At 53.9% G+C, this 24,214-nt stretch carries 23 protein-coding genes; 12 read left to right on the top strand and 11 right to left on the bottom strand.

Annotation, left to right across the window (positions count from 1 at the left end):
* Window positions 1-44 precede the first annotated feature (44 nt).
* From ACJJIQ_RS19790 to ACJJIQ_RS19820, 7 genes are all read right to left on the bottom strand, one after another.
* Window positions 45-1,607 carry an alkaline phosphatase gene (locus ACJJIQ_RS19790; protein ID WP_445362819.1) on the bottom strand — a complete coding sequence of 521 codons (1,563 nt, stop codon included), beginning with the start codon at window positions 1,605-1,607 and terminating at the stop codon, window positions 45-47.
* Window positions 1,608-1,623: 16 nt separating this feature from the next.
* Window positions 1,624-3,159, bottom strand: a complete 1,536-nt coding sequence (locus ACJJIQ_RS19795; RefSeq protein WP_445362820.1) for an alkaline phosphatase — start codon at window positions 3,157-3,159, stop codon at window positions 1,624-1,626.
* A gap of 267 nt (window positions 3,160-3,426) precedes the next feature.
* Window positions 3,427-3,801, bottom strand: coding sequence for a gamma-butyrobetaine hydroxylase family protein (locus tag ACJJIQ_RS19800; protein ID WP_445362821.1), 375 nt, complete (start codon window positions 3,799-3,801; stop codon window positions 3,427-3,429).
* A gap of 4 nt (window positions 3,802-3,805) precedes the next feature.
* Window positions 3,806-5,122, bottom strand: a complete 1,317-nt coding sequence (gene hslU / locus ACJJIQ_RS19805; protein WP_282930670.1) for an ATP-dependent protease ATPase subunit HslU — start codon at window positions 5,120-5,122, stop codon at window positions 3,806-3,808.
* A gap of 73 nt (window positions 5,123-5,195) precedes the next feature.
* Window positions 5,196-5,735 carry an ATP-dependent protease subunit HslV gene (hslV, locus tag ACJJIQ_RS19810; RefSeq protein ID WP_108734993.1) on the bottom strand — a complete coding sequence of 180 codons (540 nt, stop codon included), beginning with the start codon at window positions 5,733-5,735 and terminating at the stop codon, window positions 5,196-5,198.
* 165 nt (window positions 5,736-5,900) lie between these two features.
* Window positions 5,901-6,479 carry an SPOR domain-containing protein gene (locus ACJJIQ_RS19815; protein WP_445362822.1) on the bottom strand — a complete coding sequence of 193 codons (579 nt, stop codon included), beginning with the start codon at window positions 6,477-6,479 and terminating at the stop codon, window positions 5,901-5,903.
* A gap of 82 nt (window positions 6,480-6,561) precedes the next feature.
* Window positions 6,562-8,775 carry a primosomal protein N' gene (locus tag ACJJIQ_RS19820; protein WP_445362823.1) on the bottom strand — a complete coding sequence of 738 codons (2,214 nt, stop codon included), beginning with the start codon at window positions 8,773-8,775 and terminating at the stop codon, window positions 6,562-6,564.
* 330 nt (window positions 8,776-9,105) lie between these two features.
* Here ACJJIQ_RS19820 and rpmE point away from each other — a divergent pair, with 330 nt between their 5' ends.
* The 9 genes from rpmE to rsd all read left to right on the top strand — a co-directional run bounded on the left by rpmE (window position 9,106) and on the right by rsd (window position 16,053).
* Window positions 9,106-9,318: a 50S ribosomal protein L31 gene (rpmE, locus tag ACJJIQ_RS19825; protein ID WP_108734996.1), complete on the top strand. Its 213-nt coding sequence runs from the start codon at window positions 9,106-9,108 to the stop codon at window positions 9,316-9,318.
* 382 nt (window positions 9,319-9,700) lie between these two features.
* On the top strand, window positions 9,701-10,954 hold the full coding sequence (locus tag ACJJIQ_RS19830; protein ID WP_445362824.1) for a malic enzyme-like NAD(P)-binding protein: 1,254 nt from the start codon (window positions 9,701-9,703) through the stop codon (window positions 10,952-10,954).
* Window positions 10,955-11,084: 130 nt separating this feature from the next.
* Window positions 11,085-11,516, top strand: coding sequence for a hypothetical protein (locus ACJJIQ_RS19835; RefSeq protein WP_445362825.1), 432 nt, complete (start codon window positions 11,085-11,087; stop codon window positions 11,514-11,516).
* Between the two features lie 40 nt (window positions 11,517-11,556).
* Window positions 11,557-13,185, top strand: coding sequence for a glutamate--cysteine ligase (gene gshA, locus ACJJIQ_RS19840; RefSeq protein WP_444926266.1), 1,629 nt, complete (start codon window positions 11,557-11,559; stop codon window positions 13,183-13,185).
* A gap of 34 nt (window positions 13,186-13,219) precedes the next feature.
* Window positions 13,220-13,822 carry an acyl carrier protein phosphodiesterase gene (locus ACJJIQ_RS19845; protein WP_444892361.1) on the top strand — a complete coding sequence of 201 codons (603 nt, stop codon included), beginning with the start codon at window positions 13,220-13,222 and terminating at the stop codon, window positions 13,820-13,822.
* On the top strand, window positions 13,819-14,310 hold the full coding sequence (locus ACJJIQ_RS19850; RefSeq protein ID WP_282930663.1) for a disulfide bond formation protein B: 492 nt from the start codon (window positions 13,819-13,821) through the stop codon (window positions 14,308-14,310). The genes ACJJIQ_RS19845 and ACJJIQ_RS19850 overlap by 4 nt, the downstream gene beginning before the upstream one ends.
* A 36-nt stretch (window positions 14,311-14,346) precedes the next feature.
* Entirely contained in the window at window positions 14,347-14,733 is a 387-nt protein-coding gene (locus ACJJIQ_RS19855) for a CidA/LrgA family protein (protein ID WP_445362826.1), read from the top strand.
* Window positions 14,730-15,416, top strand: coding sequence for an LrgB family protein (locus tag ACJJIQ_RS19860; protein WP_444934488.1), 687 nt, complete (start codon window positions 14,730-14,732; stop codon window positions 15,414-15,416). Before ACJJIQ_RS19855 ends, ACJJIQ_RS19860 begins: the two co-directional genes overlap by 4 nt.
* A 169-nt stretch (window positions 15,417-15,585) precedes the next feature.
* Entirely contained in the window at window positions 15,586-16,053 is a 468-nt protein-coding gene (gene rsd, locus ACJJIQ_RS19865; RefSeq protein WP_413663804.1) for a sigma D regulator, read from the top strand.
* Window positions 16,054-16,188: 135 nt separating this feature from the next.
* On the opposite strand, the gene bamJ is transcribed toward rsd, so the two are convergent.
* Window positions 16,189-16,977 carry an FKBP-type peptidyl-prolyl cis-trans isomerase gene (gene bamJ, locus ACJJIQ_RS19870; protein WP_444906864.1) on the bottom strand — a complete coding sequence of 263 codons (789 nt, stop codon included), beginning with the start codon at window positions 16,975-16,977 and terminating at the stop codon, window positions 16,189-16,191.
* 457 nt (window positions 16,978-17,434) lie between these two features.
* On the opposite strand from bamJ, the gene ACJJIQ_RS19875 reads away from it, so the two are divergent.
* Entirely contained in the window at window positions 17,435-18,397 is a 963-nt protein-coding gene (locus tag ACJJIQ_RS19875; RefSeq protein WP_445362827.1) for a histidine kinase, read from the top strand.
* A 115-nt stretch (window positions 18,398-18,512) separates the two neighbouring features.
* Here the strand turns inward: ACJJIQ_RS19875 and ACJJIQ_RS19880 are convergent, their stop codons facing one another.
* Complete coding sequence (locus ACJJIQ_RS19880; RefSeq protein ID WP_413663807.1) at window positions 18,513-19,007, bottom strand: TIGR02444 family protein; 495 nt, start codon at window positions 19,005-19,007, stop codon at window positions 18,513-18,515.
* Between the two features lie 108 nt (window positions 19,008-19,115).
* Here ACJJIQ_RS19880 and ACJJIQ_RS19885 point away from each other — a divergent pair, with 108 nt between their 5' ends.
* Entirely contained in the window at window positions 19,116-21,035 is a 1,920-nt protein-coding gene (locus ACJJIQ_RS19885) for an ATP-binding cassette domain-containing protein (RefSeq protein ID WP_445362828.1), read from the top strand.
* A gap of 86 nt (window positions 21,036-21,121) precedes the next feature.
* Here the strand turns inward: ACJJIQ_RS19885 and ACJJIQ_RS19890 are convergent, their stop codons facing one another.
* Window positions 21,122-22,060, bottom strand: a complete 939-nt coding sequence (locus ACJJIQ_RS19890) for an outer membrane beta-barrel protein (protein ID WP_282930654.1) — start codon at window positions 22,058-22,060, stop codon at window positions 21,122-21,124.
* A 203-nt stretch (window positions 22,061-22,263) separates the two neighbouring features.
* On the opposite strand from ACJJIQ_RS19890, the gene ACJJIQ_RS19895 reads away from it, so the two are divergent.
* A complete protein-coding gene (locus tag ACJJIQ_RS19895) occupies window positions 22,264-23,274 on the top strand; it encodes a hypothetical protein (protein ID WP_445362829.1) in 1,011 nt (336 codons plus the stop codon).
* 73 nt (window positions 23,275-23,347) lie between these two features.
* Here ACJJIQ_RS19895 and trmB read toward each other — a convergent pair whose 3' ends face one another.
* Window positions 23,348-24,133: a tRNA (guanosine(46)-N7)-methyltransferase TrmB gene (gene trmB / locus ACJJIQ_RS19900; protein ID WP_445362830.1), complete on the bottom strand. Its 786-nt coding sequence runs from the start codon at window positions 24,131-24,133 to the stop codon at window positions 23,348-23,350.
* Window positions 24,134-24,214 lie beyond the last annotated feature (81 nt).

Here is a 24,214-nt window from a genome sequence, read left to right on the forward strand (position 1 = left end):
GATGGTGTGGATGAACATGCCATCCACACCGACAGCTGATGGAATTACTGTTCCAATAATCCGCCAGCGCGCGCCATTACGTGAAACAGGAAGTTTTGTTCGTTGGTGCCACTCACCAGGTGCGCACCCGGTCCGCGCGCCCAAACACCCACATCCTCACCCGCGTGGGATTCACTGCTCATGGGAATCAAGGCATCCTGCTGGTAATCCAGGGCGGCAGTATCTGTGCTCACCAGGCTCGGACGCGCTCCGCTATCACCGGCACTGTAACCCGGGCCATTGGCATAGCTCAGAGTCGTGTAGGGCAGGCCATCTTCCGCCAGGGCATGGGAGGTTTCCGCTTCGCCATTGCCGTCATTGCCAATCACTTTTCCGAGAATGGGGTTACCGCGAGTGGGGTAGCCGGCGATAGTCATCACGTGGCTGTGGTCCGCAGTAACAACAATCAGGGTGTCTTCTGCACTGGTATTATCCATGGCGTACTGAATCGCTTCGGCAAATTCCACCGCATCGGTCAGCGCGCGATAGGCGTTGCCGGCGTGGTGACCGTGGTCGATACGACCGGATTCCACCATCAGGAAGTAGCCGTCCTCATTTTTCTGCAGCATCTCGAGACCTTTGGCGGTCATCTCTGACAGGGAGGGCTCACCGCCTTTGTCGTCCTCGCGAACAGCCTCGAATTCCATATGTGAGGAATTAAACAGGCCGAACAACTTGTCAGTTGCAGAAGCGTCTACGGCTTCAAAAGCGGTAGTGTCTTCAACGTAGGCAATATTATTTACACCGTCGTCGTAACGGGCCTTCCACTCATCCACCAGGTTGCGCCCATCTTCACGGCGCCCCGCTTCACCTTCGATATCGGTAATATCACTGGGCAGGAAGTTGCGACGGCCACCGCCCATCACCACATCGATACCATCACCGGCTTCAAACTCTATCAGTTGAGCGGCGATATCGGTGCAGCCATCTGGGGCTGCTTCCTCCCAGCCGCGCTCAGGTACCTTGGCATAAGTAGCCGCCGGAGTGGCGTGGGTGATACGCGCGGTGCTGATAATACCGGTGCTCTTGCCCAGGTCTTCAGCCAACTCAATTGCCGTCGTCAGCGGGTACTCGAGGCTGGCGGCACAATCGCCGCGCGCAACATTTTCGGCAACACTCAATACACCGGCCTTGGTTTTAACACCGGTAACCAGCGCAGTCATGGTGCCGGCAGAATCCGGGGTTTGCTGGTTGGTGTTGTAGGTTTTGACCAGACCGGCAAACGGCATCTTCTCAAAGCTCAGCTGGTGTTCCTCACCATCGAGGCCCTGCTGCTGACCTGCCAGGATACGGGCGGCGGTCACTGTGGAGATACCCATACCATCGCCAACGAACAGGATAATGTTCTTGGCGGCACCGGGGGTGTTGTTGATTTCTACAGCGCTCGCTTCTTCGATCGCCTGCTGGGCTTCCTGGAACCAGCTACTGTTGCTCTGAGCAGAGGAAACACCGACATGCTCCTCTTCGGGTAATTCCACTACGTCGTCAGAGTTTGAATTGTCGTCGCTACAGGCGGTGGCCAGTAGGGCGACAGAGAAAGCCAGTACTGTTTTCTTAAAATGTCTCATGGTGAATTACCCCCAGTTATTCTTCTGTCAGCGACAGGTCGGTCGCAGCAGTCATCACGTGGAAGACTGCACTCTGCTCCAGGCTACCTTGTACCCGCTCGGCGCCGGCGCCGATAGCGTGCAAGCTGATATCCTCGCCCGCATGGCTCTCAGACTCCAGGTGCACCATTGCTTCCTGGTGGAAGCCCGGCGCTTCGGTATCCACGCCGGAGAGATCCTTGCGTCCGGTATCGGCGGCGATATCGTAGCGCTCATCCGCGTCGGTATTTTCACCTAAATCGGCATAACCCAAGCCATTGGCATAGCTCAGGGTGGTGTAAGGTTTACCGTCCGCAGCAAGACCTTCTTCCGCTTCTGCGGCACCGCTGCTGTCATTCTCAACCACTTTACCGAGTATCGGGTTACCGCGAGTCGGATAGCCGGCGATAGTCATCACATGGCTGTGGTCGGCGGTCACCAGGATCAAGGTGTCTTCAAGATCCACTTTATCCAAAGCAACCTGTACCGCATCCGCAAAGGCGATGGCATCGTGCAAGGCGTTATAGGCATTACCGGCATGGTGGCCGTGGTCGATACGCCCGGACTCTACCATCAGGAAGTAGCCATCGCTGTCTTTTTCCAACAGCTCGATGGCGGTATCAGTCATCTCGGCAATGCTCGGCTCATCTCTGTCCTTGGCGATGCGGTCCGCATCGTAACTCATGTGGCTGCTGGTGAAGAGCCCCAATAACTTATCGGTGGAGGCAATATCGACGCCTTCCAGCTCGGAGCCACTCTCCACGTACACAGCAGTCTGCTCGCCATCATAGCGCTCCTGCCATTCACTGGTCAGGTCGCGGCCGTCTTCACGTCTACCGTCGTTGTCGGTGGTAACAAAGTTGCGGCGGCCACCGCCGAGCATGACATCGATACCGTCGCCGGCAGACACCTCAACCATCTGCGAGGCGATATCGGAACAATCACCCTCGGCGGAATACTCCCAGTTGCGCTCCGGGCTGCGTGAGTAAGTGGCTGCAGGCGTGGCGTGGGTCAGGCGCGCGGTGGAAACAATACCGGTGGCCTTGCCACGGCTCTCCACCATTTCCAGGAAGGTGTTTAATTCCTTCCCCTCAGTGCTGGCGCAATCAGCTCGCAGTGCATCGCCGTCGATATTAATTACACCGGCGCGGGTTTTTACACCGGTCATCATGGCGGTCATGGTACCGGCAGAATCCGGAGTCTGCTGATTGGTGTTGTAGGTTTTGATCAGTGCGGTATACGGAAACTCTTCAAAAGAGAGCGTATTTTCTTCGCCGCTCTCACCGACTAGCTGGCCTTCAAGGATACGGGCGGCGGTTAGTGTGGAAATGCCCATTCCATCACCGACGAACAGAATTACATTCTTCGCAGTTTTTGCCTCGCGGGAAAGCGAAGCGCGCTCTTCCAATCGGTCAGCACTTTCCGTGTACCAGGCACTATTGGTTTGGTAGTCGGGCAGGGTTGCCGCTGAAACAGCGGAAGCGAGAGGAATCAGACAAAAGGCGCTCAGTGCGCGGACAATTGTTTTTGCCATGGGGGCCTCCGAAACTCGTTAATTTGGCGAGCATTAGAGTTCCAAAATGTGACAAAAGAATTACGCGCCGGTTACGTTGTTAATATCTTTGCTCTGAAAATCAATGAATATCAAAGAATTACGTAAACTTGGCAATATTTGGCAAAGACGTACCAAAAATTAATTATTTCGGTAATAAATTATTGAGAAGAGTGGGGAGATATTGAGAGAGAGAGAAGGGTGGAACCGCCCCCTGGGGAGCGGTTGTCATTACCGATCAATTTGCCACTAGCCGATAAACTTCACCACACTCTCATCCGGGTCGCGGCCCTGGCCGGCATCACGCAGGCGCTGAAGGTAAGCCTCCCAGTTGGACGAATAGTTTTCAGCTAGTTCGTGCAAATACTCCCAGGTAAAAATACCGGTGTCGTGGCCATCGTCGAAATCGATTTTTAGCGCATAGCGGCCAGCCGCCTCCACCGTATCGATACCCACATGCATTTTGCCACTGACAAGCGCCGGTTCGCTGGCACCGTGGCCACGCACCTCGGCGCTGGGGGAGTAGACGCGCAGGTACTCTGCCGGCAAGGTAAATTCAGCATCGCCAAATACCAAATGCAGGCTTTTCTCTGCGCGATTTAATCGGATTTTTTGCGGTTTCATTGGCTTACAAAATAAAACGCGACAGGTCTTCGTTCTGGCTCAACTCGCCCAGATGGCTGTCCACATAGGCGGCATCAATGTTCAGCGAAGTATTGCCATCGCCCGCATCAAAGGAAATTTCCTCCAGCAAGCGCTCCAATACCGTGTGCAGACGGCGTGCACCGATATTCTCGGTGCGCTCATTCACCTCGAAGGCCACTTCCGCGATGCGGCGAATACCGTCTTCACTAAATTGCAGTTCCAGCCCCTCAGTGGCCAGCAATGCTTTTTGCTGCTCGGTAAGGGAAGCGGACGGCTCGGTGAGGATACGCTCGAAATCTGCGGAGCTCAGCGAATTCAATTCCACGCGAATGGGCAGGCGACCCTGCAACTCGGGAATCAGGTCCGAGGGCTTGGACAGGTGGAAGGCGCCGGAGGCAATAAACAGGATGTGATCGGTTTTGATCATGCCGTACTTGGTGTTAACCGTGCTGCCTTCAATCAGTGGCAACAGGTCGCGCTGTACCCCTTCGCGGGAAACATCGGCACCGCCGCTCTCCTGACGCTTGGCAACCTTATCGATTTCGTCGATAAACACGATGCCATTCTGTTCGGCTGCGCGGATCGCACGGGTCTTAACATCTTCGTCATTGACCAGCTTGGCCGCTTCCTCGTCGGTAAGCTGCTTGAGGGCCTGTTTCACCGGCAACTTGCTCTTGCGGGTCTTGCCCTGGGACATATTGGAGAACATGCCCTGGAGCTGGTTAGTCATCTCCTCCATTCCGGGAGGGGCCATAATCTCAACGCCCATGGGCGCAGCGGCCAGATCCACCTCAACCTCTTTGTCATCGAGATCACCTTCGCGCAACTTCTTGCGGAACAGCTGGCGAGTGCTGGAATCCTTATCGGTGGGCTCGGTGGAGCGCGCCGGCGGCAGCAGGGCATCGAGGATGCGCTCTTCTGCGGCGTCCATGGCGCGCTGCTCAACACCAGCCATGGCCTGCTCGCGTTCCTGCTTCACTGCCATCTCAACAAGATCGCGGACAATCGACTCTACATCCCGACCGACATAGCCCACTTCGGTAAATTTAGTCGCCTCTACCTTGATAAAGGGCGCGTTCGCCAGTTTGGCCAGGCGGCGGGCAATTTCCGTCTTGCCCACGCCGGTAGGGCCGATCATCAAAATATTTTTCGGCGTGATCTCGGCGCGCAGGTCTTCACTAACCTGCATACGGCGCCAGCGGTTGCGCAGCGCAATGGCTACCGCACGCTTGGCCTCCTGCTGGCCGACAATATGGCGGTCGAGTTCGTGGACAATTTCTCTGGGTGTCATCTGGGACATACAAATTCCTGCAAAAATTCTTGCGGGGGCTTAAACAGCCCGCCAGCCGGTCACTCTAGGGTGTACCCGGTAATCAATAAGCCAGTTCTTCGATGGTGTGGTTCTGGTTGGTGTAAACACAGATATCACCGGCGATCTTCAGTCCCTGCTCCACAATAGAGCGGGCATCCATATCGGTATTGTCCAGCAGCGCGCGGGCTGCCGACTGGGCGAAGGGGCCACCGGAACCGATAGCAATCAGGTCGTCTTCCGGCTGAATCACGTCGCCATTACCGGTCACAATCAAACTGGCAGTGGAATCGGCAACCGCCAGCAGGGCCTCCAAGCGGCGCAGGGCGCGGTCGGTACGCCAATCTTTGGCCAACTCCACAGCGGCGCGGGTCAGCTGGCCACCGTGGGCCTCAAGCTTGGCTTCAAAACGTTCGAACAGGGTGAAAGCGTCTGCAGTACCACCGGCAAAACCGGCAATAACCTTATCTTTGTACAGGCGACGCACCTTGCGCGCATTGCCTTTCATAACGGTGTTGCCCATGGACACCTGGCCGTCGCCGCCAATCACAACTTTGCCGTTGCGGCGACAGGATAAAATAGTAGTTCCGCGATACTGTTCCAATGGAGACCTCTCGGATTGCGCGTGTACTCTGGCAGCGGGCATCGAAGTGCCCGCGCCGGGGAATTATCTTCAGACTAGGTAAGTGAGGACGGTTCGCGCCGATTTCAATAAGAGAGGTCACAATTACTGAGTGGGGCAACATACCTTAATAAACGGAATTGATGGTCACTGGGTCGCCGGGCGTTTTAGCACCAGCGGCATCAGGCGATGCTCAGCCAGTGTCTGGCGCGCTTTGGCCATCCGGGAGCGATTGCTGTAAGGGCCCACCAATACCCGGTGCCAGGTACCCCGGTTATCGGTGGCCGATTCCACTTTGACATCCAGGTTGGCCAGGGTCAGCTCAACGCGCAGGCGCTCCGCTTCAGAGGCATCGCGAAACGATGCCGCCTGCAGGATATATACCTGTGCCGGGGTGCTGCGATCGGGTTCCGATGAGCTACTGTTCTGGGAATTGTTGGTGGAGTCACTGCGGCGCGCCGGTTGTGCCACTTTGGGCGGGGGTACCGTGACTTCGTTTTCTTTTAATTTTGTATAAAAATCAAAACGCGGTTGAGGCGATGTTTCCTCTCGCTGCTGCACCGCCTTTGGCTTAATGCTGCTTGTTCCCCGGCTGTCCTTGTCCATGCCCTGGAGAAACAGTACGGCCACCGCAAAGCCACCGACAAAATTCCCCAGGACAAACCAAACCCATGCGGGTTTGCCTGCGGCTTTTTTACTGCGGCGATTACTGGTGCGACGGCTCATCGAAAATTTCTTCCCTGCAAGGTTTTAGCGGTTTGTGAATTGTACCGCCAATTTAGTGCCAGGCGCGTAACCCAGCGCATATTCACGATAATTCCTGCGCATCCATATCCACGGCCCAGCGCAGGCGGCGATTTTTATTGCCCTCCGCCCAGGCACACACTCGCGCCAGCAGCGGCTGTAAGTGGGCTCGGTTTTGTGCGGTGACCTGAATATAAAATCGGAAGCGCCCAGATTTGCGTTCCAGTAGTGCCGGCACCGGCCCCAGATATTGGATCTGTGGCGATGGGGGTGCCAGGGACTGCATAAAGAGTCGCGCATTTTGTAGAAACTCTTCAGCCCAACCAGGCTCTTCACACTCCGCTCTCACCAGTGCCATAGCACTCGCGGGAGGCAACTGTGCAACCGTGCGATCCCTCAGCAACTGGCGCGCAAAAGCGCCATAGCCTTTTTCCAGCAGCAATTGTAAAAGCGGGTGCTCGGGGAAGCGGCTCTGAACCAATACCCGCCCACTGAGACTGCCGCGCCCCGCACGACCCGCCACCTGTTCCAATAACTGGCCGGTACGCTCTGGCGCGCGGAAATCTGCGCTGAACAGGCCGCCATCGGCATCCTGGATCACTACCAAAGTGACCTTGGGCAAATGGTGCCCCTTGGCCAGCATCTGGGTTCCTAACAACAGGCAGGGCTCGCCCTCTCGCGCCGGTGCTAACAATTTATCCAGCGCCTGTTTGCTCGCCGTGGTATCCCGGTCCACACGTATCACTGGGTAGTCGGCAAAGCGACGGGCCAACAGTTCCTCGCTGCGTTCCGTGCCGGCACCCAGGGCCGAGATCGAACGGCTGTGACATTGTGGACAGCTATCAACCAGCGGGCGGCGGTAATCGCAGTGATGGCAGCGCAACTGGCGTTGCCGCCGGTGCATAGTCAGCTTGCTCGAGCAGTGCGGGCAATCCGCCAGCCAGCCGCAATCATCACAAGTCAACGCGGGGGCAAAGCCGCGCCGGTTGATAAACACCAGGGCCTGCTCACCTCGCGCGAGGGTATCACCGATATGGCGAAGCACCTGGGGAGAAAATCCCTCTTCCAGAGGCTCCCGCAGTGTCGGCACTACGTGAATTTGTGGGGGCTTGGCATCACCGGCGCGATAGCGCATGCGCAAGTGTTGATAGCGCCCATTCAAAGCGTTGTGCAGGGTTTCCAGAGAGGGCGTGGCCGAACCCAAAACCACCGGTACATTATTGTTCCGGCCCAAAACCACGGCCAAGTCCCGGGCCGAATAGCGCACACCGTCCTGCTGTTTAAAAGAGGCATCGTGCTCTTCATCGACAATCACAACGCCGAGCCTGGGCAGGGGAGTCATAATGGCTGAGCGGGTGCCGATCACAATATCTGCCTGCCCACCTGCGGCCGCCAACCAGGATTGAGCGCGCTCGCCGTCGGCCAAGCCTGAGTGCAACGCCGCAATACTGTGCTTGGGAAATCGTGCGGCAATACGCCTCAGCGTTTGCGGCGTAAGTCCAATTTCCGGCACCAATAACAATGCCTGGCGGCCAATATCCAGGACCCGCTGCATCAGACGCAGATAAACTTCGGTCTTGCCGCTGCCGGTGGTGCCCTCCAGTAGTGAGGCAGAGAAGCCGCTGCAATCGATACTGTCGAGCACCTGTTGCTGTTCGCTGTTCAGCTCCGGAGCCAGTGTACTCTCTGCTGCGGGTAGCGGCGCTGGTACGGTAGGGCCTGGAATCCACTCCACCAGGCCGCGATCCTGTAGGGCGCGGATCACGGGGGTATTGTGGCCGAGGGTTTTAAGGTGGGTTCGGCTCTGCTTGCCATCACTCAACAGCAACTGGAACAGAACCTGCTGCTTGGGAGCGCGCGCCAGTGCAGTTTCCGGTAAGCCCTTTCCCTCTGTCGTGAGCTGAAGCCACTGCTCCGCCCAGTGGTCTGCCGGCTTGCCTTTGCGCAGTGCCACGGGCAGGGCAGCGGCGTAGACCTCGCCGAGGGGCGCCTGGTAATAGTCGGCAATCCAGGACAGCAGCTTGCGGCTGCCATCACCAAACAGAACCTCCGAATCCACCAGTTCCAGCGCTGGCTTCAAACTGCTGTGCGGCGACTCCTGCACTATATCCAACAGTACTGCCACCAACTTGCGCCCGGCAAAGGGCACCCAGAGGCGCTGGCCGGGCCGCAGTGACTCCGGCGACAGTCCCTCTGGCGGCAAATAGTCAAACAAGCGCCTCAGGGGCACGGGCACTGCCAGCCTTAAAATGACTCTCTGTTGGACTGACTCCTGCACCTGGCCCCCACTCACTCAAGCAAAAGGCGCTAGTGTAATGGCAGATGTGGCAAGTTGCAGGGCTTCGTCGGGGATAATGACTGTTAAGGCCGAATTGGCGACTTAGGCGTCACAGAGGAATTAGTGAGGTCAATTGTTATCAAAGCTGTTGTGCAATGCTAACAAGTGGCCATCCTCAGTTACTTCGCCACCCAATTGTGCTTGAACCGCGACATTAATCTGATAGTATGCGCCGACTTTTTAAACAGCCTGGAACCATACTGGTTCCTGCACCAATGACGATGCCGTGCTCGGCAAAAGATCGAGTGGCGGTTTCGAAAAGAGGCAATCATGAAAGCAGATATCCATCCTAACTACACCGACATCTCCGCTACCTGTTCCTGCGGCAATGTTGTAAAAACCCGTTCCACTCTGGGCAAAGACCTGCAAATCGACGTTTGCTCCCAATGCCACCCTTTCTACACTGGCAAGCAGAAGCAGGCTACCACTGGTGGTCGTGTTGACCGTTTCAAGAAGCGTTTCGGCAGCCGTATCGGCAAATAATCCGGGCTCTTCGCTCGAGTGGGCCCGCCGCTTGCGGCAGGGTCCATTCCAAAAAGGCACCTCACACTGTGATGGTGCCTTTTTTGTATCTATTCTCAGCGTTTCATACCCCGCTGCTGTAATCCTCTGTATGTAAAATCAAAATCGACTTGAATCGCTTAACCTTACCGCTATTGGCGACCATTTTATCCTTATAAATCAAAATATTGCGGCTATTTATCCCGAAAATCATCGACAAGCACGATAAAAATAGAAGTCCGTACCATATATTGCAGATTTTCACGCTTGTAGCGCCAAGCTTCCCTCGGTTATTCTCTGGCCCCCGCAGTAACCGGGATAACACTTAAGTGTTGCCCACAGTATTCGAGAGATAAGCCCCCAAATGACGGATTCATTGCGCCAGGCAGCGCTCGATTACCACGCGCTCCCCAGTCCCGGCAAACTTTCAGTAGAACTGACGACCCCTGCCGAAACCCAGGAAGACCTGTCCCTGGCTTACAGCCCCGGCGTTGCCGAACCGGTGCGAGAAATTGCCAAGGACCCAGAAGCAGCCTATCGATACACCGGCAAAGGTAATCTGGTAGCAGTCATTTCCAATGGCAGTGCCATTCTCGGTCTCGGCAATCTGGGCCCGCTGGCCTCAAAACCCGTGATGGAAGGCAAGTCACTGCTGTTTAAACGCTTTGCCGATATCAACTCAGTAGATATCGAAGTTGATGCCAGCAGCCCGGAGCAGTTTATTCAGACCGTGGCCTCAATCGCCAACACCTTCGGCGGTATCAACCTCGAAGATATTAAGGCGCCAGAGTGCTTCCATATTGAAGAGACCCTAATCGAGCGCTGCCCGGTACCGGTTTTTCACGACGATCAGCACGGCACCGCCATTGTGACCGTTGCCGGTATGCTCAATGCTCTGGAGATTCAGGGTAAGAAAATTAGTGAAGTGCATATGGTCTGCCTGGGCGCAGGTGCCGCTGCGACCGCCTGCTGCAAACTGCTGCTGGCTGCCGGAGCGCGCAAAGAGCAGATCACCATGCTCGACAGCCGTGGGGTTATCCACTCGGGTCGAACGGATATCAATGCCTACAAAGGTGAGTGGGCGCGGGATACCGATATGCGCACCCTCGACGATGCCATCGCCGGTGCGGATGTATTCCTCGGGGTATCCGGCCCGGACCTGCTCTCCGCCGAGCAGCTACAGCGCATGGCCCCAAAACCGGTGGTCTTCGCCTGCTCTAACCCCAACCCGGAGATTAAGCCCGAGCTGGCTCACAGTGTGCGCGACGACCTGATTATGGCCACAGGCCGTTCCGACTACCCAAACCAGGTTAACAACGTCCTCTGCTTCCCGTTTATTTTCCGGGGTGCCCTGGATGTTCGCGCTGCGCGCATTAATGAAGAGATGAAGCTGGCAGCGATCGAGGCGATCCGCAAAATTGCCCACCTGCCGGTACCGGATTCAGTGCGCGACGGTTATGGCGGTATCGAGCTCAGCTTCGGGCCCAACTATATCCTGCCCAAGCCAACCGACCCGCGTTTACTGCCTGAGGTGGCTTCGGCCGTAGCTCGAGCAGCCGTAGACAGTGGCTGTGCGCGCCTGCCCTACCCAGACAACTATCCCCTGGAAACCCTGTAAAGATCACAGATTTCCTCACTTAACCCGTTAGAGCAGGCATTTACCGCTTTCGCTCTAACGGAGTTCTTGAGCCATAAAGCCCCCGTCGCTAAACTGCCTTTCTGTCACAGCATCAAAGTTGCCCAACATAATGAGTCATGTGTACGTGCTGACCAATCAGCACCAGCAGTTCCTGAGTAAAAGCGGCGAATGGACCGATGGCCGCGAGCCGAACAAACTGTTTCGCAGCGAGCATAAAGACGTCGCTATCAACCAGATGTTCGAGGCTAATACTCGCAACGTGAGCCTACGCATTGAATTGCTACTGTGCGAACTCAGCATTAAGGGGCAGCCCCAGATCCCCGAGGAAGCTCTGGCACCGGTATCCAGTGATGTGAGTCAGGGTGACCCTGAAATCACCCCCTCAACACCTGAGGAACTGCCAGAGCAGGCCAACCCGGAGATAGAACCCCAGCCTGCGCCTGAAGTCGCACCGGAAGAAGCGCCTGAGGTTGCCCCGGAACCAGCGCCCGCTGAAACGCCCGCACAGCCTGACGAAAACAAATCTGAATCCGCCGCCTGAGCGCCAGAACATTCAGCACCGGCACAGAGAGTCGCCCGAGATGGCAGCGATAAAGAAGCGTTCCGGTAGTACCAAGGAGATTCGAGTGCCCATTTCCCACCTGGCCGCGCTATCGCAAGCCAAACCAGCCCAACTGCTCAAAGGCATCCTCCGCGGTGTCGAGAAAGAGAGCCTGCGTGTCGCTCCCGATGGTGCCCTTGCGCAAACGCCGCATACCACAGCACTGGGCTCCGCACTTACCCATGAAAGTATTACTACCGACTTCTCTGAGGCCCTACTGGAATTTATTACGCCACCAGTAGCAACCCCAGAGGAAGCGTTACAGGTCTTGGACCGTATCCACCGCTACACCTACAACCAGATCGGTGACGAGCGCCTGTGGGTTAACAGCATGCCCTGTGCGATTGGCGAAGATAAAGATATTCCCGTTGCCCGCTACGGCAGCTCTCACAGCGGCACAATGAAAACTATTTACCGGCTGGGCCTGGGGCTGCGCTACGGCCGAGCCATGCAGACCATTGCCGGTATCCACTACAACTTTTCGCTTCCTGAAGAGTTCTGGCTGTGGCTGCATGAAATCGAGGGCAGCAGTGAGGATTTAAAGAGTTTTAAAACCCGTCGCTACTTCGATCTAATTCGCAATTTCCGCCGCAATTACTGGTTGCTGATTTACCTGTTTGGCGCCGCACCTGCGGTATGCGCTTCTTTTGTCGATGGCCGCGAGCACAGTCTTGAGCCCTTCAATGGGGATGACCACACTCTGCACGTGCCCCACGCTACGTCCCTGCGTATGGGCGACCTGGGCTACAACAGCAACGTGCAGCAGTCACTGGTGGTTTGCTACAACGACCTGCGCAGCTATTTATCGACGCTCTGTTCAGCGATCAGCAGTTCCTACGGCCCCTACCAGGAAATGGGGGTAAAAAATAAAGGCGGCGACTACCAGCAATTGTCCACAGGCATACTGCAAATCGAGAATGAGTTTTACTCACCGATCCGTCCCAAAAACCCCGCCAAACGCGGCGAAACAGCGCTGTCTGCCCTGGATAATCGCGGTGTTGAATATGTTGAAGTGCGCTGTCTCGACCTGAACCCCTTCGCCCCCCTGGGAATTGACGCCCAGCAGATGCGCTTTCTCGATAGCTTCCTGCTGCACTGCCTGCTCACTGACAGCCCCAAAACCAGTGATGCCGATTACCGCAGTACCCAGGAGAACCAACAGCGTATCGTCTACCGGGGTCACGAACCGGAACTAACACTGCTGGATAACGGTGGCGAGCGTAAACTGAGCGACTGGGCCACCCAATTATTGGAAGAGGTCGACTCAGTGGCAGAACTGCTGGATAACGCCTGGGGCGGCTCGCAATACCGCGGCTCAGTGGGCGTGCAGAAGGCCAAGGTGAAAGGGGATATCCTCACACCGGCACAGCAGATACTGGCAGAGATGCGCGAACAAAACATTACCTTTTCCCAGTGGGCTATGGATAAAGCCGAACAGCACCGCCGCTACTTCCTGGAGCGCCCTCTGGACAGCGACTATCTGCAAGACTTCTTACAACAGGCAGAAACCTCACTGCTCAAGCAAAAAGAAATTGAAGCGCAGGATAGCGGTACTTTTGAAACATTCCTGAGCCGTTACTATGCCCAATACAACTGCTGCCAGGACTAGCGGCTGATACAGTGCCGCAGCCTGAGCGAGGCTTATGAACTATCTGGCACACCTGTTACTGTCCGGGCCCAATCCGCGCTGGCGACTGGGCGGGCTCCTGGGGGACTTTGTTAAAGGTCCCCTGGATGACAGTTGGCCAACGGATATTGAGCATGGTATTCGCCTGCACCGTCGCATTGATGCCATCACCGATGCTCACCCGGCCTACCGGGACGCCCTGTCACAACTGGACCCGCGCTGGCGTCGCTATGCCGGTATCGCACTGGATATATGGTTTGATCACCTGTTGGCAGAAAACTGGCAGCAGTGGCACCCTGAAGCGCTGGATGAGTTTTGCCGGCGCTGTTGGAGAGACTTTCATTTCGACAGCCGGTATATTCCGCCACGCGCAATGGCATTTATTGAGCGCGCCGAGCAAATTAAACTGCTGCAAAGTTACCGTGAGGAGCGGGTAATCGAGCTGACCCTGGAGCGGGTTGGGCAGCGGTTACGCCGCCCGGTAGCACTGCAGGAGCTACTGCCTGAACTTATCGCCGGGCGGAACAAACTGGAAAGCAATTTCAATAAACTATTAACCGACTTGAATCTCGAAGCGAACCGCTTTCGACAGCACTATTCAGGACCCGAATTACCATGACCTTACCCAACCCGCGCATCACTTTTCTGCTGGTCTTCCTAATGGTGGCCTTTTTACTCGGCTCCGCCTTTTATCTCGAGTACGTGCAGGGGCTGGAGCCTTGCAAATTGTGTATTACCCAGCGGGTAATGCTATTGGGTGTTGGCGTAGTTTCGTTGATCGCATTCCTGCATAACCCTGCCACCATTGGCCGTCGTGTCTACGGCCTGCTGGTATCCCTGTGGGCAATGGGCGGTCTCTACTTTGCCGGTCGCCAACTGTGGCTGCAAAGCCTGCCGGAAGACCAAGTGCCGGCCTGTGGTCCAAGCGTCAGCTATATGATTGAAGTTTTCCCGATGGCCGATGTGCTCAAGGCACTGCTGAGCGGCGATGGCAATTGTGCTGAAGTACAGTGGACCATGATGGGCCTGAGTATCCCCGGTTGGGCCGCTATCGGTTTTGCCGGTCTGATCCTGTTCGGTGGCTGGCAAGCATTCCGCAGAGCTTAACAATCTCCGGCGGCTTTACCGGCCGCCATCTCCTACATGTCAAAATCCACGCTGCACAACATACTCCGTTGGCTGGGGGGAGCTGCCATTCTGGTTGCCTGTACCTGGCTGGGCAATTTCACCAGCTCAAGCCTGTCACTACCCATTCCGGGATCTGTCATAGGGATGCTGATGCTACTGGTGATTCTCGTGTTCAATGGTGGGGCTCCCGCAGGCCTTGCCAAAGTCAGCTCACAACTGCTTTACCTATTGCCGCTGTTGTTGCTACCGGCGGCTGTCGGGGTATTTTTTTTCCAGGGCCTGACTCTATCCGACTGGCTAGCCTTAATCACCGCTATTGTGATTGGCACACTGATCAGTATCGCTATTTGCGCACAGCTACTAAAGAAATTGCTGATTCGCTCTGGGGGTAATGGGGAGTGAATGAATTTCTGGCGAGCCCAATCTTTGTATTGCCCTTGAATGTCATCGCTTTTCTTGTCGGCGTTACCCTTTACCGGCGCTACAAGACTGTTCTGCTGCACCCTATCATCAGCGCTAGCATTTTGACCGCAATAACATTGAGTGTTCTCCATATCCCCTATGAGAGTTACCAGGGCTCCAGTGCATTACTGTACAGCTTGCTAGGGCCAGCAGTTGTTGCCCTGGCTGTCCCTCTCAAACAAAATCTAGTGATTATCCGCAAAGCCGGCTGGCCGCTACTTGTCACTATTTTTGTGGGTGCGATTTTGGCCCCAGTTATAGCGGTATTAATCGCCTTGGTATTTGGCGCGGGCAAGTCAGTACTACTGGCGTTGAGCGGCAAATCTATTACCACACCCATCGCATTGGCCCTGGCGGAAACAATCCACGCTTCTCTCAGCCTCACTGCAGCTATTGTGGTCTTGACCGGGGTGGTCGGTGCTATCGCTGGCCCAGCTCTAATGAGTAGGCTCAATATTCACGATGAGCGCATTGTCGGTATCGTACTCGGCATCAATGCCCACGCGGTGGGGACCGCACGAGCATTAGAAATCAGCGCCCTGTGCGGCGCCTGTGCAGCGTTGGCGATGGGCACCTGCGGTGCGCTCACAGCGCTGATTTTGCCGCTCATTATCAGTGGATAAAACACCCTAGATTTGCTCCACCGAAGATCGCCGCAGGCATCGTTGTATTCTGGCGTAGATCACACTCTGCACCTTGCCGTCGGCGGGGGAATCTCCTATCTTCTTAGGGCCTTCGGGATCAGCAATAAAGCTGGCTATCACGGCAACAGTAACCAAAGGATTCTTGGAGATGCTGGAAAATTGTAAATCTGCGCGCGAGCGCTGGGGTGGCGTCAGTGAAATCATTGACCGCTGGCTACAGTCCCGACAAATCCTGCTGGTAAGTTACTACCATCTATCTGAGAAGAAAGAATTTAACGATGGGGATTCGGAGACCGAGAACGGTGTTCGTCATCTTTGCCAGTTGCTGGTGGACTACGTCTCTGCGGGACACTTTGAGGTATACGAACAGCTCATACTGGAAGGCCAGGCTTTTGATGATAAACAGGGGCTGCAACAAGCGCGGGAACTCTATCGGGATATTGATGTGACCACTGATGTCGCTGTCGATTTTAATGATAAGTACCAGGAAACCGACGATCTATCCAGCCTGAACCCGGATTTGTCACAGCTGGGGGAAGCATTGGAAACCCGCTTTAGTTCCGAGGATCGAATGATCGCACTTTTGCACACAGCCCATAAAAACCAGCTGGTCTAGAAAACTGAATTCATCACTGTAAAGGCGATGGGAAGCCGGCGCCTTTAATCGAATATTTTTGCTGTTGATTTTTCAGGGTAAAAAAATAAAGGCGCCCATTGGGCGCCTTTATTGAATCCAAAAGAGTAAATTTAATTACTCGCTTTTGGGCTCTTCTTTTTTCTCTTCTTTTTTCTCGGCGCCATCTTCCTTGCCAACATTGGCTTTGTGCAGCTCCACTTCAAAAATCAGCGTTGCGTTAGGGCCGATCTTACCGCCTGCACCACCCGGGCCATATGCCAGCTCGGAGGGGATGTAAAGCTCCCACTTGGAGCCCTCTTTCATCAGTTGCAAGGCTTCGGTCCAACCTTTGATGACACCATTAACCGGGAACTGGACCGGCTCACCACGGGCGTAAGAGCTATCAAACTCTTCACCATTAATCAGGGTACCCTTGTAGTCCACTTCAACAGTGCTGTTCTCACTGGGCTGGCCGCCGGAACCCTCAGTAATCACTTTGTACTGCAGGCCGGAATCAGTGGTAACAACACCATCTTTCTTGGCATTCTCTTCGAGGAAGGCTTTTCCTTCCTGCAGGTTTTTATCAGCAGTTTCTTTGAATTCTTTCTCTTGCTGAGCCAGCATTTCCTGCTGCTTCTTCTGCATTTGCTCTTGGAAGGCAGCGATAGTTTGCTGCTTTTCTTCTTCAGTCAAACGGGATTCATGGCCGCTGGAGACATCCTTAAGAGCCATCATCACCACTTGGGGATCTAATTTCACATCCTGAGCTTCAAGGCGCTTCGCCATATCTTCGGCAATGATGTAGCTGACCTTCTTCTCCTGGGTGTCCAGGGCAACTTCTTTTTCCTGCTTAGATCCCTGTTCGTTACAGCCGGTCAGCGCCAGGCCAAGGGCAATTGCTGCAGCCAAAGGGTATTTATTCATGGGTGTTGTCTCTTTGTCCGTATTGCGTTGAATGATTTGCGCTTGACCCTGGGTCAATGCCTGCGGCGGCTTATCAAGTAATCCTGATTCGGCCCTTAGCCTCCAGGCGCACCTTTTCCGCCAGTCCGCTCAAGTCTAACCTAAGGCGACTGCAAGTGCATACCGATGACGCGCACACTGTGCAGGACACCACATTCCACCTTAAGGTTCCAGGGACCAGCGAGAAAAAAATACATTTACAGCACTATTTTCGCTGCTTACGGCATACATTTTTTTTAAAAACAGCGCTATTATCGACCAGTCGCCGGTTATTGTTCCGGACTGTTTGAGGTGCTTTTCAGTTTCAGAACAATTTACAGTGTTCAGATCCCCGATTTAAATATGTCTATTACATATAGATCTGATCCGTACACTGTCCGGATGTTCCAATTGATAATAAACGTCAGGACATTTACTCATGGCTGCCAAACAAAGAGCTGTCAATTCAGTCGCAGAACTGGAAGCACAAATTTCCAAGCTAACCGTCAAGCTGGACAAAGCCCGTAACAAGAAAGTTACCGATGCCGGCAAAAGTGTTTTAAAAGCCGGAAAAGCACTGACTTCCGCAAAAGAAAAATTAGCTAAAGCGAAAACCAAACTAGTAGACGCTAGAACTGCAGCCAAGACACGAAAGACAGCTGCCACTCAAAAGCGTGTAGAAACCGCCAAGGCCAATGTAGAAAAGCATAACGAAGTACTCCAGCAAGCAAAGGCATCACACGCCGAAGCAAAGGGTACTGAGTCCCAGGCAAAAGCCGAGCTGAAAGCTGCCGAAGCTGTACGTAAGGCCGGTGTAAAAGCAGAAAAACTGCTAAGTAAATCCAAGCCAAAAGCCCGTAAAGCTACCACCTCAAAAAAAGTAGCCGCTCCTAAAGCAACCGCAGCAAAGAGCCGCACTAAAGCAAGCACTACCAGCACCACCAAAACAGTGAAAAAGACAGTGGCAAAAAAAGCCACAGAAAAGAAAACTAGTGCCAAGAAAGCGCCGGCAAAAACCGCCGCTGCCACTAAAGCTGTAAAGAAAACTCCCGCAAAGAAAGCCTCCACTGCTGCGAAAAAAGCACCAGCCAAGAAAGCTTCTACTGCCGAGAAAAAAACTCCAGCGAAGAAAGCTCCAGCTAAAACTACTGCTGCCAAAAAAACAGCGGCGAGCAAACCCTCCACGGAAGCCAAGCCTGCAACAGTCAAGCCAAGCGCAGAAACTCCGAAGGTGAAGGCTGCCAGCAAGCCAGAAACCGTAGAGAAGCCCAAAGACGATTCAAAAACCATGGCTCCAGCTGAGCAGCAGAAACCGATGGATACTCCGCGCCCAGCAGCAACGATTACTCCTAGCACTCCGGCAAACAGCCTGTTTTCTTCGGAGCAACCCAGCGGCGAGTAGTCTCGGGACTCCTCGCAGCCAAATATAGTGCTGCTTAATTGAGCACTGTACTTTTCACGACTGTATTACCGGCGACCCCAGAAAAGTACGGTGCCCAGAGGGGTGTAACAATGGCTTAACCCGCTGCCCCCCTGTGAGCCAAGTAGCTTTCGATCAGGCCCGCCCAGCGGGCCTGATCTTTTTGCTGCAAACCATATTGCTGGGATGCTAGCTCCAGTGCAGAACGATCCCCCGGCCAGTCCTCAGCATAAATTTTCCACAGCGCAGCCAACTGTAACTGCTCCAGCTTCAATTCATAGCGTTTACACAGTGCGTAGGCCCGCTGGGTATGGGGGCGCAAACTCCCCAACCAACGACGCAGGTGTCGCACACTGCGAATCATTCGCCTGCGCGGCGCAACGCCTCGATCTGCGACTCTCCATCCCTCTTCACTGATTTCCTTGCCACAAACGGCTGTATAGCTCGCCCACAGTAGAAGACACACGTCAGCGCCATTTCTGTCCTGGCAGTCGAGTAGGAACTTCTCGACATCCTGGTAGGCGTAAAAGTCCAAGCTGAACTGCCAGAGGGGGTTTTCCTTGGGGGAAGATGGAGGTGAAGTATTTGTCACGTTAGAATCCCGACCCTTTGCTGATCGGCATAGTGCCCCAGTCTCTGTGGAGTCCGGGTCTGTTCAATAGCCTAGCATTCATCGGCCTATCCATATGAGGTTTTTCCAGTGATCAATTTACAAGGGGTTTCTCTGCACCGAGGTGAGCGCGACTTGCTTGACAGCGCAGATTGCAGAATCTTCCCCGGCCACAAAGTGGGAATTATCGGTGCCAACGGCTGTGGCAAGTCAACCCTGTTCAAACTGCTGCTTGGACAACTGGAAACCGATGCAGGGCGGGTAGACCTCCCCAGCACCTGGCGTATCTCCCATATGGCTCAAGAGGTAGAAGCTAGTGAGCAGTCAGCACTGGATTACGTTTTAGACGGCGATAGCGAGTTGCGGCTATTGCAAAAGCAACTGGCAGAGGCCGAAGCAAGCGGCGATACCGACGGTCACAAACTGGCAGAACTGCACGAGCGCATGGCCAGTATTGATGGCTATAGTGGCCCGGCGCGCGCCGCGCAACTCCTCGACGGGCTCGGCTTTTCCCACGAAGAGCAACAGCGCCCCGTTCGCAGCTTCTCAGGTGGCTGGCGTATTCGCCTCAATTTGGGCCGTGCCCTGATGTGCCCCGCAGATCTTATGCTATTGGACGAGCCCACCAACCACTTGGATCTGGATGCCACCCTTTGGCTGGAACAGTGGCTGCAACGCTTCCCCGGTACCCTGCTGATTATTTCCCACGACCGCGACTTTCTCGATGCAGTGGTCGACGGCATTGTCAGTTTTGAACAGCAAAAACTGGTCTTGTACAGCGGCAATTACAGTGCCTTCGAGCGCGCTCGCGCTGAGCGCCTGGCCCAGCAGCAAATACAGTTTGAAAAACAGCAGGCCGAACGCGCACATATGGAAGACTTTGTGCGGCGCTTTCGCGCCAAAGCGAGCAAGGCCAAGCAGGCACAAAGCCGCCTGAAAGCCCTGGACCGGATGGCTCTGATTGCCCCAGCCCATGTGGATTCCCCTTTTCATTTTACTTTGCCATCCTCAGAGAAAACCTCTAATCCGTTAATCGACCTGCGCGAGGCGGATATCGGCTATGCCGAAAAAATAGTGGTAAAGAACGTTCAGCTGGGTATTCAACCGGGACGCCGTATCGGCCTGCTCGGCCCCAATGGTGCGGGCAAGTCCTCTCTAATCAAAACCCTGGCTGGCACACTCGCCCCCCTCAGAGGCGAGCGCCAATGTGGCGAACACTTGGCCATCGGCTACTTCGCCCAGCATCAGCTGGAAGCACTGGATAGCAACGGTTCCCCATTGCTGCACCTGCAAAGGCTGAGCCCCGATGCCTCGGAGCAATCGCTGCGGGATTTTCTCGGCGGCTACGGTTTTATCGGCGATCGGGTTTTCGAAACGGTAGGGGGCTTTTCCGGCGGTGAAAAAGCCCGTTTAGCCCTGGCACTACTGGCCTGGCAAAAACCTAACCTGTTGCTTCTCGATGAACCGACAAACCACCTTGATTTGGAAATGCGCCACGCCCTGACCCTGGCGCTGGCGGAGTTTCCCGGTGCCGTCATATTGGTTTCCCACGATCGTCATCTACTGGCCAATACTGCCGACGAATTTATTCTGGTGGCCAATGGCCGCGCCGAACCCTATAGCGGCGACCTTGATGACTACAAACAGTGGCTGCTCGGCTTTAACCGGGAAAAGAAACGCAAAGAGGAGAGCCCCTCCACTGTTACTGGCACAGAGGAAAAAGCCCCTGAGGATAAGAAGGCCCAAAGGCGCGCCGCCGCCGCTCTACGCGAACAACTGAAGCCCCTGACCAACAAACTCAAGAATATTGAGCGACAGATGGCTACGGCAGAAAAGGCATTGGCCGCAGTACAGGAAAAACTTGCCGATGAAGCGCTATATAGCGGCGGCCAGCAGGAAGAAATAGCTCGACTTAATAAAGAGCAGTCGGAGCAGCAGGAATTAATGGAAGAACTGGAAATGGAATGGCTGGAAATTTCTGAGAAGCTCGAAGAAATTCGCAGCGAGTAATTTTATAGAAAATCATTTTAAACAATATCTTCAGCGGGCTTCAGAACTTTTCTGCCGCCCGCTGAAGAAATCGATTTTAGTTGCCCTTAACGAATACAACCGTATTCATCCACTGCAATACCAATCGGTGTATTTGGGCATTGATCGATATAGCTGGGTACACCATCAAAATCTGTATCCAGCGGGCAGCCATCTAATTGCACATCGATTCCCACTGGGGTCTGCGGACATTGATCAGTGGCATCAATAACACCATCGGCATCTTCGTCATACCAAAAATCCGGATATTCAAGCCATTGATAGCCGACCGCCAAGCTGGCAAAACCATCGACACCACCTTCTTCGACCCCCTGGAAAAGCCGTATATCTGCGCGGGCCTGCCAACGGGGCCCCAGGTGATATTTAATTCCCATTCCCACATTCACCATATTTTGCCGATCATGCCAGTCACAATGGTAAGGCGGGTAGGGATAATGGTGGCCGTCTGGCCGATCCTCAGGGACATAGAATTTCTTACGACAATCCCAAGGATAGGGATAGTATGGGTCGTAGGGATGATCCGGATCATAGACATACTTTGGGTCATCTGGATGCCAGTGTTTTTTACGGTAACGCCGGTCGTAATTAATACGCATTTCACCCAGGCCAAACGCGACATAGGGCTGCCAACAAAAATTACCGCAGAACTGCCCTCCAAATTGATATAGGAGATCTATACGGTAGTTATACACATCTACTTTCTCGGGCGTATCCGCAACACTCACGACGAAATAGTCGACAACCCCTTCCATCGCCCAATGATTTGTCATGTTAAAGCCAAAACCGGCACCGACACCTGAGGTATCTCGCATTTCAAAACCGCGAAATGGTGTGCCTTGTAGGCGGTCGCCATCAAACCAATGCTTACCCCCATTAACATAGAGGTTTAAAGTTCCAACAAAATCAGCACGGACTTCAGAAACTGTAAAGAGTAAGATAAACGGCAGGCTATAGAGAAATGAAAGCAGAGGGTCACGCCTTCTCATTAGAAACACCAAGATTCCTTCCTTGATCAACCCCCCAAATTATTATTAACATCAATATCTATTAATAAAAATAATTCGGTTTTGTTTTCGCGGTGCTTCCTGAATCCGGTTCTTATTGGAAATAAAATTCGATAATCACAGCACCACTAGAAGCATAGACGGCTAGTGGCGAAAAACAGTAATAAAGACAGGAGAGTTAACCCTTGCTGGCACCCAATATCGATAACTATGTTAGGAACTTGGTTCACCCACAAAACATACAAACCACCTGCTATGTCCCCAAAAGTATCCGTGAGTACGCACAGGACTTCCAAAATAATTCCAATAGCAACAGTAAGTGGTATCACAAGCGCAGTAGTGATGGACTAACCCGGATCGACCAATTAGTAAGCCAGGCAGTACAAATTCAAACAAATGATTACGGAAGAATTACCCGTGTCGCCAAAGTACTAGTGGAAACCCTATATACCTGGCTTACTGGATTTGATCCCTCCACACCCACCAAGCTACTCGATAGCGATGGAATAACACGCCGTAAAGATGCCGTTTTAGCTTTACTCGGTGGAGCTTACTGCTGGTATCGACAAGCCAGTGAAGCTTTCAGCTCTGAGAGGAGAGCAATATCCAACATCGAAGCCCATTTGGACGTCCCTTTCTCACTATTTAATTACCGATTTAGCCGCAGTGGTTTTAATCTGCACACAGTGACAACGCTGTTATACCGTGGCGATACCCGCCCACCACAGAAGCTGTGGCAAGCCGGGGGATTCTTTCCCTGGATGAATCAAAATGGCCGCTTTGATCCGCACCTGGGTACCGGAGCATCTAACCAAGTCATCTCAACCACTACCAATGCAAATATTGTTGCGCGCTTTGCCTGGCACAACAAAACTTATTGCCCAAAAAGGTATTATTTTGTGCATGGAACAAATGAGGGTGACTTAGCCACTACCGGTTTTATCTATGAGCTCGATAAAAGAAACCACCAATGCGTAGAGGTTTCCACTGTCACCCAGGGACGTGAAGTTGCCTTTATGGCTATTCCCAACCAATTTATTCGCCGCTTTCGCATGCGTTATTTTGCGGGCACCCAAAATAATATTGAACTGTCGGACTGGATGTCCTATGACAGTAACACCATCCGCATCCTGAATGTTGTAGAAGACAAGCGCCGATGGGAAGCGGCCAAGAAAAACTGGAATGAGTTTTTCTAACAATAGAGGTGGGCTGTTGCATGCCACTGGTGCCATGTTAGCACCGGTGGCAAACATCGATCGTCAGTACGAATTATTCGCCTTTGGACTCTTCAACAGTTGACGCATCTACGTCAGTGGTAGTTAGCGGCAGCGCTTCACCAGATAACCTGCGGTATACCAGATCCCAAACACCGTGCCCCAGCCTCTGCCCTCGACGCTCAAACTTGGTCTCTGGGCGCCATTCTGGCCGGGCAACATAATCACCCTCACTGGCGGTATTTTCTAGCAGGTTTTCACCCTGCAATACTTCCAGCATATGCTCGGCATAATTCTCCCAATCTGTCGCCATATGCATAAGACCGCCAGTTTTTAACTTGCTGCAAATCAGGCGAACAAATTCCGGCTGCACTATCCGGCGCTTGTGGTGCTTCTTCTTGTGCCAGGGGTCAGGGAAGTACAGCTGGAAACGATCCAGGCTCCCATCGGCAATACAATCGTTTAGGACATCGACCGCATCGGCCATGTAAACACGCAGGTTTTTGATACCTGCCTTGCCGGCATTATTGATCAACCGGCCAACGCCCGGCGGGTGTACTTCAATACCAATAAAATCCTTATCTGGCTCGGCTTCAGCCATGGCCAGGAGGGAATCCCCCATACCGAAACCGATCTCTAACGCCAGTGGCGCCTCGCGGCCAAAGACCTGTTGGCGATCCAGAGGTCCATCAAATAGGGAGAGTCCATACTGCCCCCAATAATTGTCAAAGGCATTGCGCTGCCCCTCTGTCATTCGCCCCGCGCGAATCACATAGCTGCGGATAGATTTCTTCTTAAATTCTGTGCGGTAGGGAAAATCTTCCGCAGATTCGTCTTGCATTGTTCGCGACCTCTTATGCGAAACGGTTTATATCTTGATGTTCTGTTCGGGCTCGGTATCTGAGTGTAAGCCCAGTAAAGC

Source organism: Microbulbifer maximicatervae (SeqCode), assembly GCF_052468295.1.

Excerpts from the sequence above, each read along its gene's own strand:
- ACJJIQ_RS19790 (WP_445362819.1), bottom strand. The coding sequence starts at position 1,607 with ATGAGACATTTTAAGAAAACAGTACTGGCTTTCTCTGTCGCCCTACTG.
- ACJJIQ_RS19795 (WP_445362820.1), bottom strand. The coding sequence starts at position 3,159 with ATGGCAAAAACAATTGTCCGCGCACTGAGCGCCTTTTGTCTGATTCCT.
- ACJJIQ_RS19800 (WP_445362821.1), bottom strand. The coding sequence starts at position 3,801 with ATGAAACCGCAAAAAATCCGATTAAATCGCGCAGAGAAAAGCCTGCAT.
- hslU (WP_282930670.1), bottom strand. The coding sequence starts at position 5,122 with ATGTCCCAGATGACACCCAGAGAAATTGTCCACGAACTCGACCGCCAT.
- ACJJIQ_RS19815 (WP_445362822.1), bottom strand. The coding sequence starts at position 6,479 with ATGAGCCGTCGCACCAGTAATCGCCGCAGTAAAAAAGCCGCAGGCAAA.
- rpmE (WP_108734996.1), top strand. The coding sequence starts at position 9,106 with ATGAAAGCAGATATCCATCCTAACTACACCGACATCTCCGCTACCTGT.
- ACJJIQ_RS19830 (WP_445362824.1), top strand. The coding sequence starts at position 9,701 with ATGACGGATTCATTGCGCCAGGCAGCGCTCGATTACCACGCGCTCCCC.
- ACJJIQ_RS19835 (WP_445362825.1), top strand. The coding sequence starts at position 11,085 with ATGAGTCATGTGTACGTGCTGACCAATCAGCACCAGCAGTTCCTGAGT.
- gshA (WP_444926266.1), top strand. The coding sequence starts at position 11,557 with ATGGCAGCGATAAAGAAGCGTTCCGGTAGTACCAAGGAGATTCGAGTG.
- ACJJIQ_RS19845 (WP_444892361.1), top strand. The coding sequence starts at position 13,220 with ATGAACTATCTGGCACACCTGTTACTGTCCGGGCCCAATCCGCGCTGG.
- ACJJIQ_RS19850 (WP_282930663.1), top strand. The coding sequence starts at position 13,819 with ATGACCTTACCCAACCCGCGCATCACTTTTCTGCTGGTCTTCCTAATG.
- ACJJIQ_RS19855 (WP_445362826.1), top strand. The coding sequence starts at position 14,347 with ATGTCAAAATCCACGCTGCACAACATACTCCGTTGGCTGGGGGGAGCT.
- rsd (WP_413663804.1), top strand. The coding sequence starts at position 15,586 with ATGCTGGAAAATTGTAAATCTGCGCGCGAGCGCTGGGGTGGCGTCAGT.
- bamJ (WP_444906864.1), bottom strand. The coding sequence starts at position 16,977 with ATGAATAAATACCCTTTGGCTGCAGCAATTGCCCTTGGCCTGGCGCTG.
- ACJJIQ_RS19875 (WP_445362827.1), top strand. The coding sequence starts at position 17,435 with ATGGCTGCCAAACAAAGAGCTGTCAATTCAGTCGCAGAACTGGAAGCA.
- ACJJIQ_RS19890 (WP_282930654.1), bottom strand. The coding sequence starts at position 22,060 with ATGAGAAGGCGTGACCCTCTGCTTTCATTTCTCTATAGCCTGCCGTTT.
- trmB (WP_445362830.1), bottom strand. The coding sequence starts at position 24,133 with ATGCAAGACGAATCTGCGGAAGATTTTCCCTACCGCACAGAATTTAAG.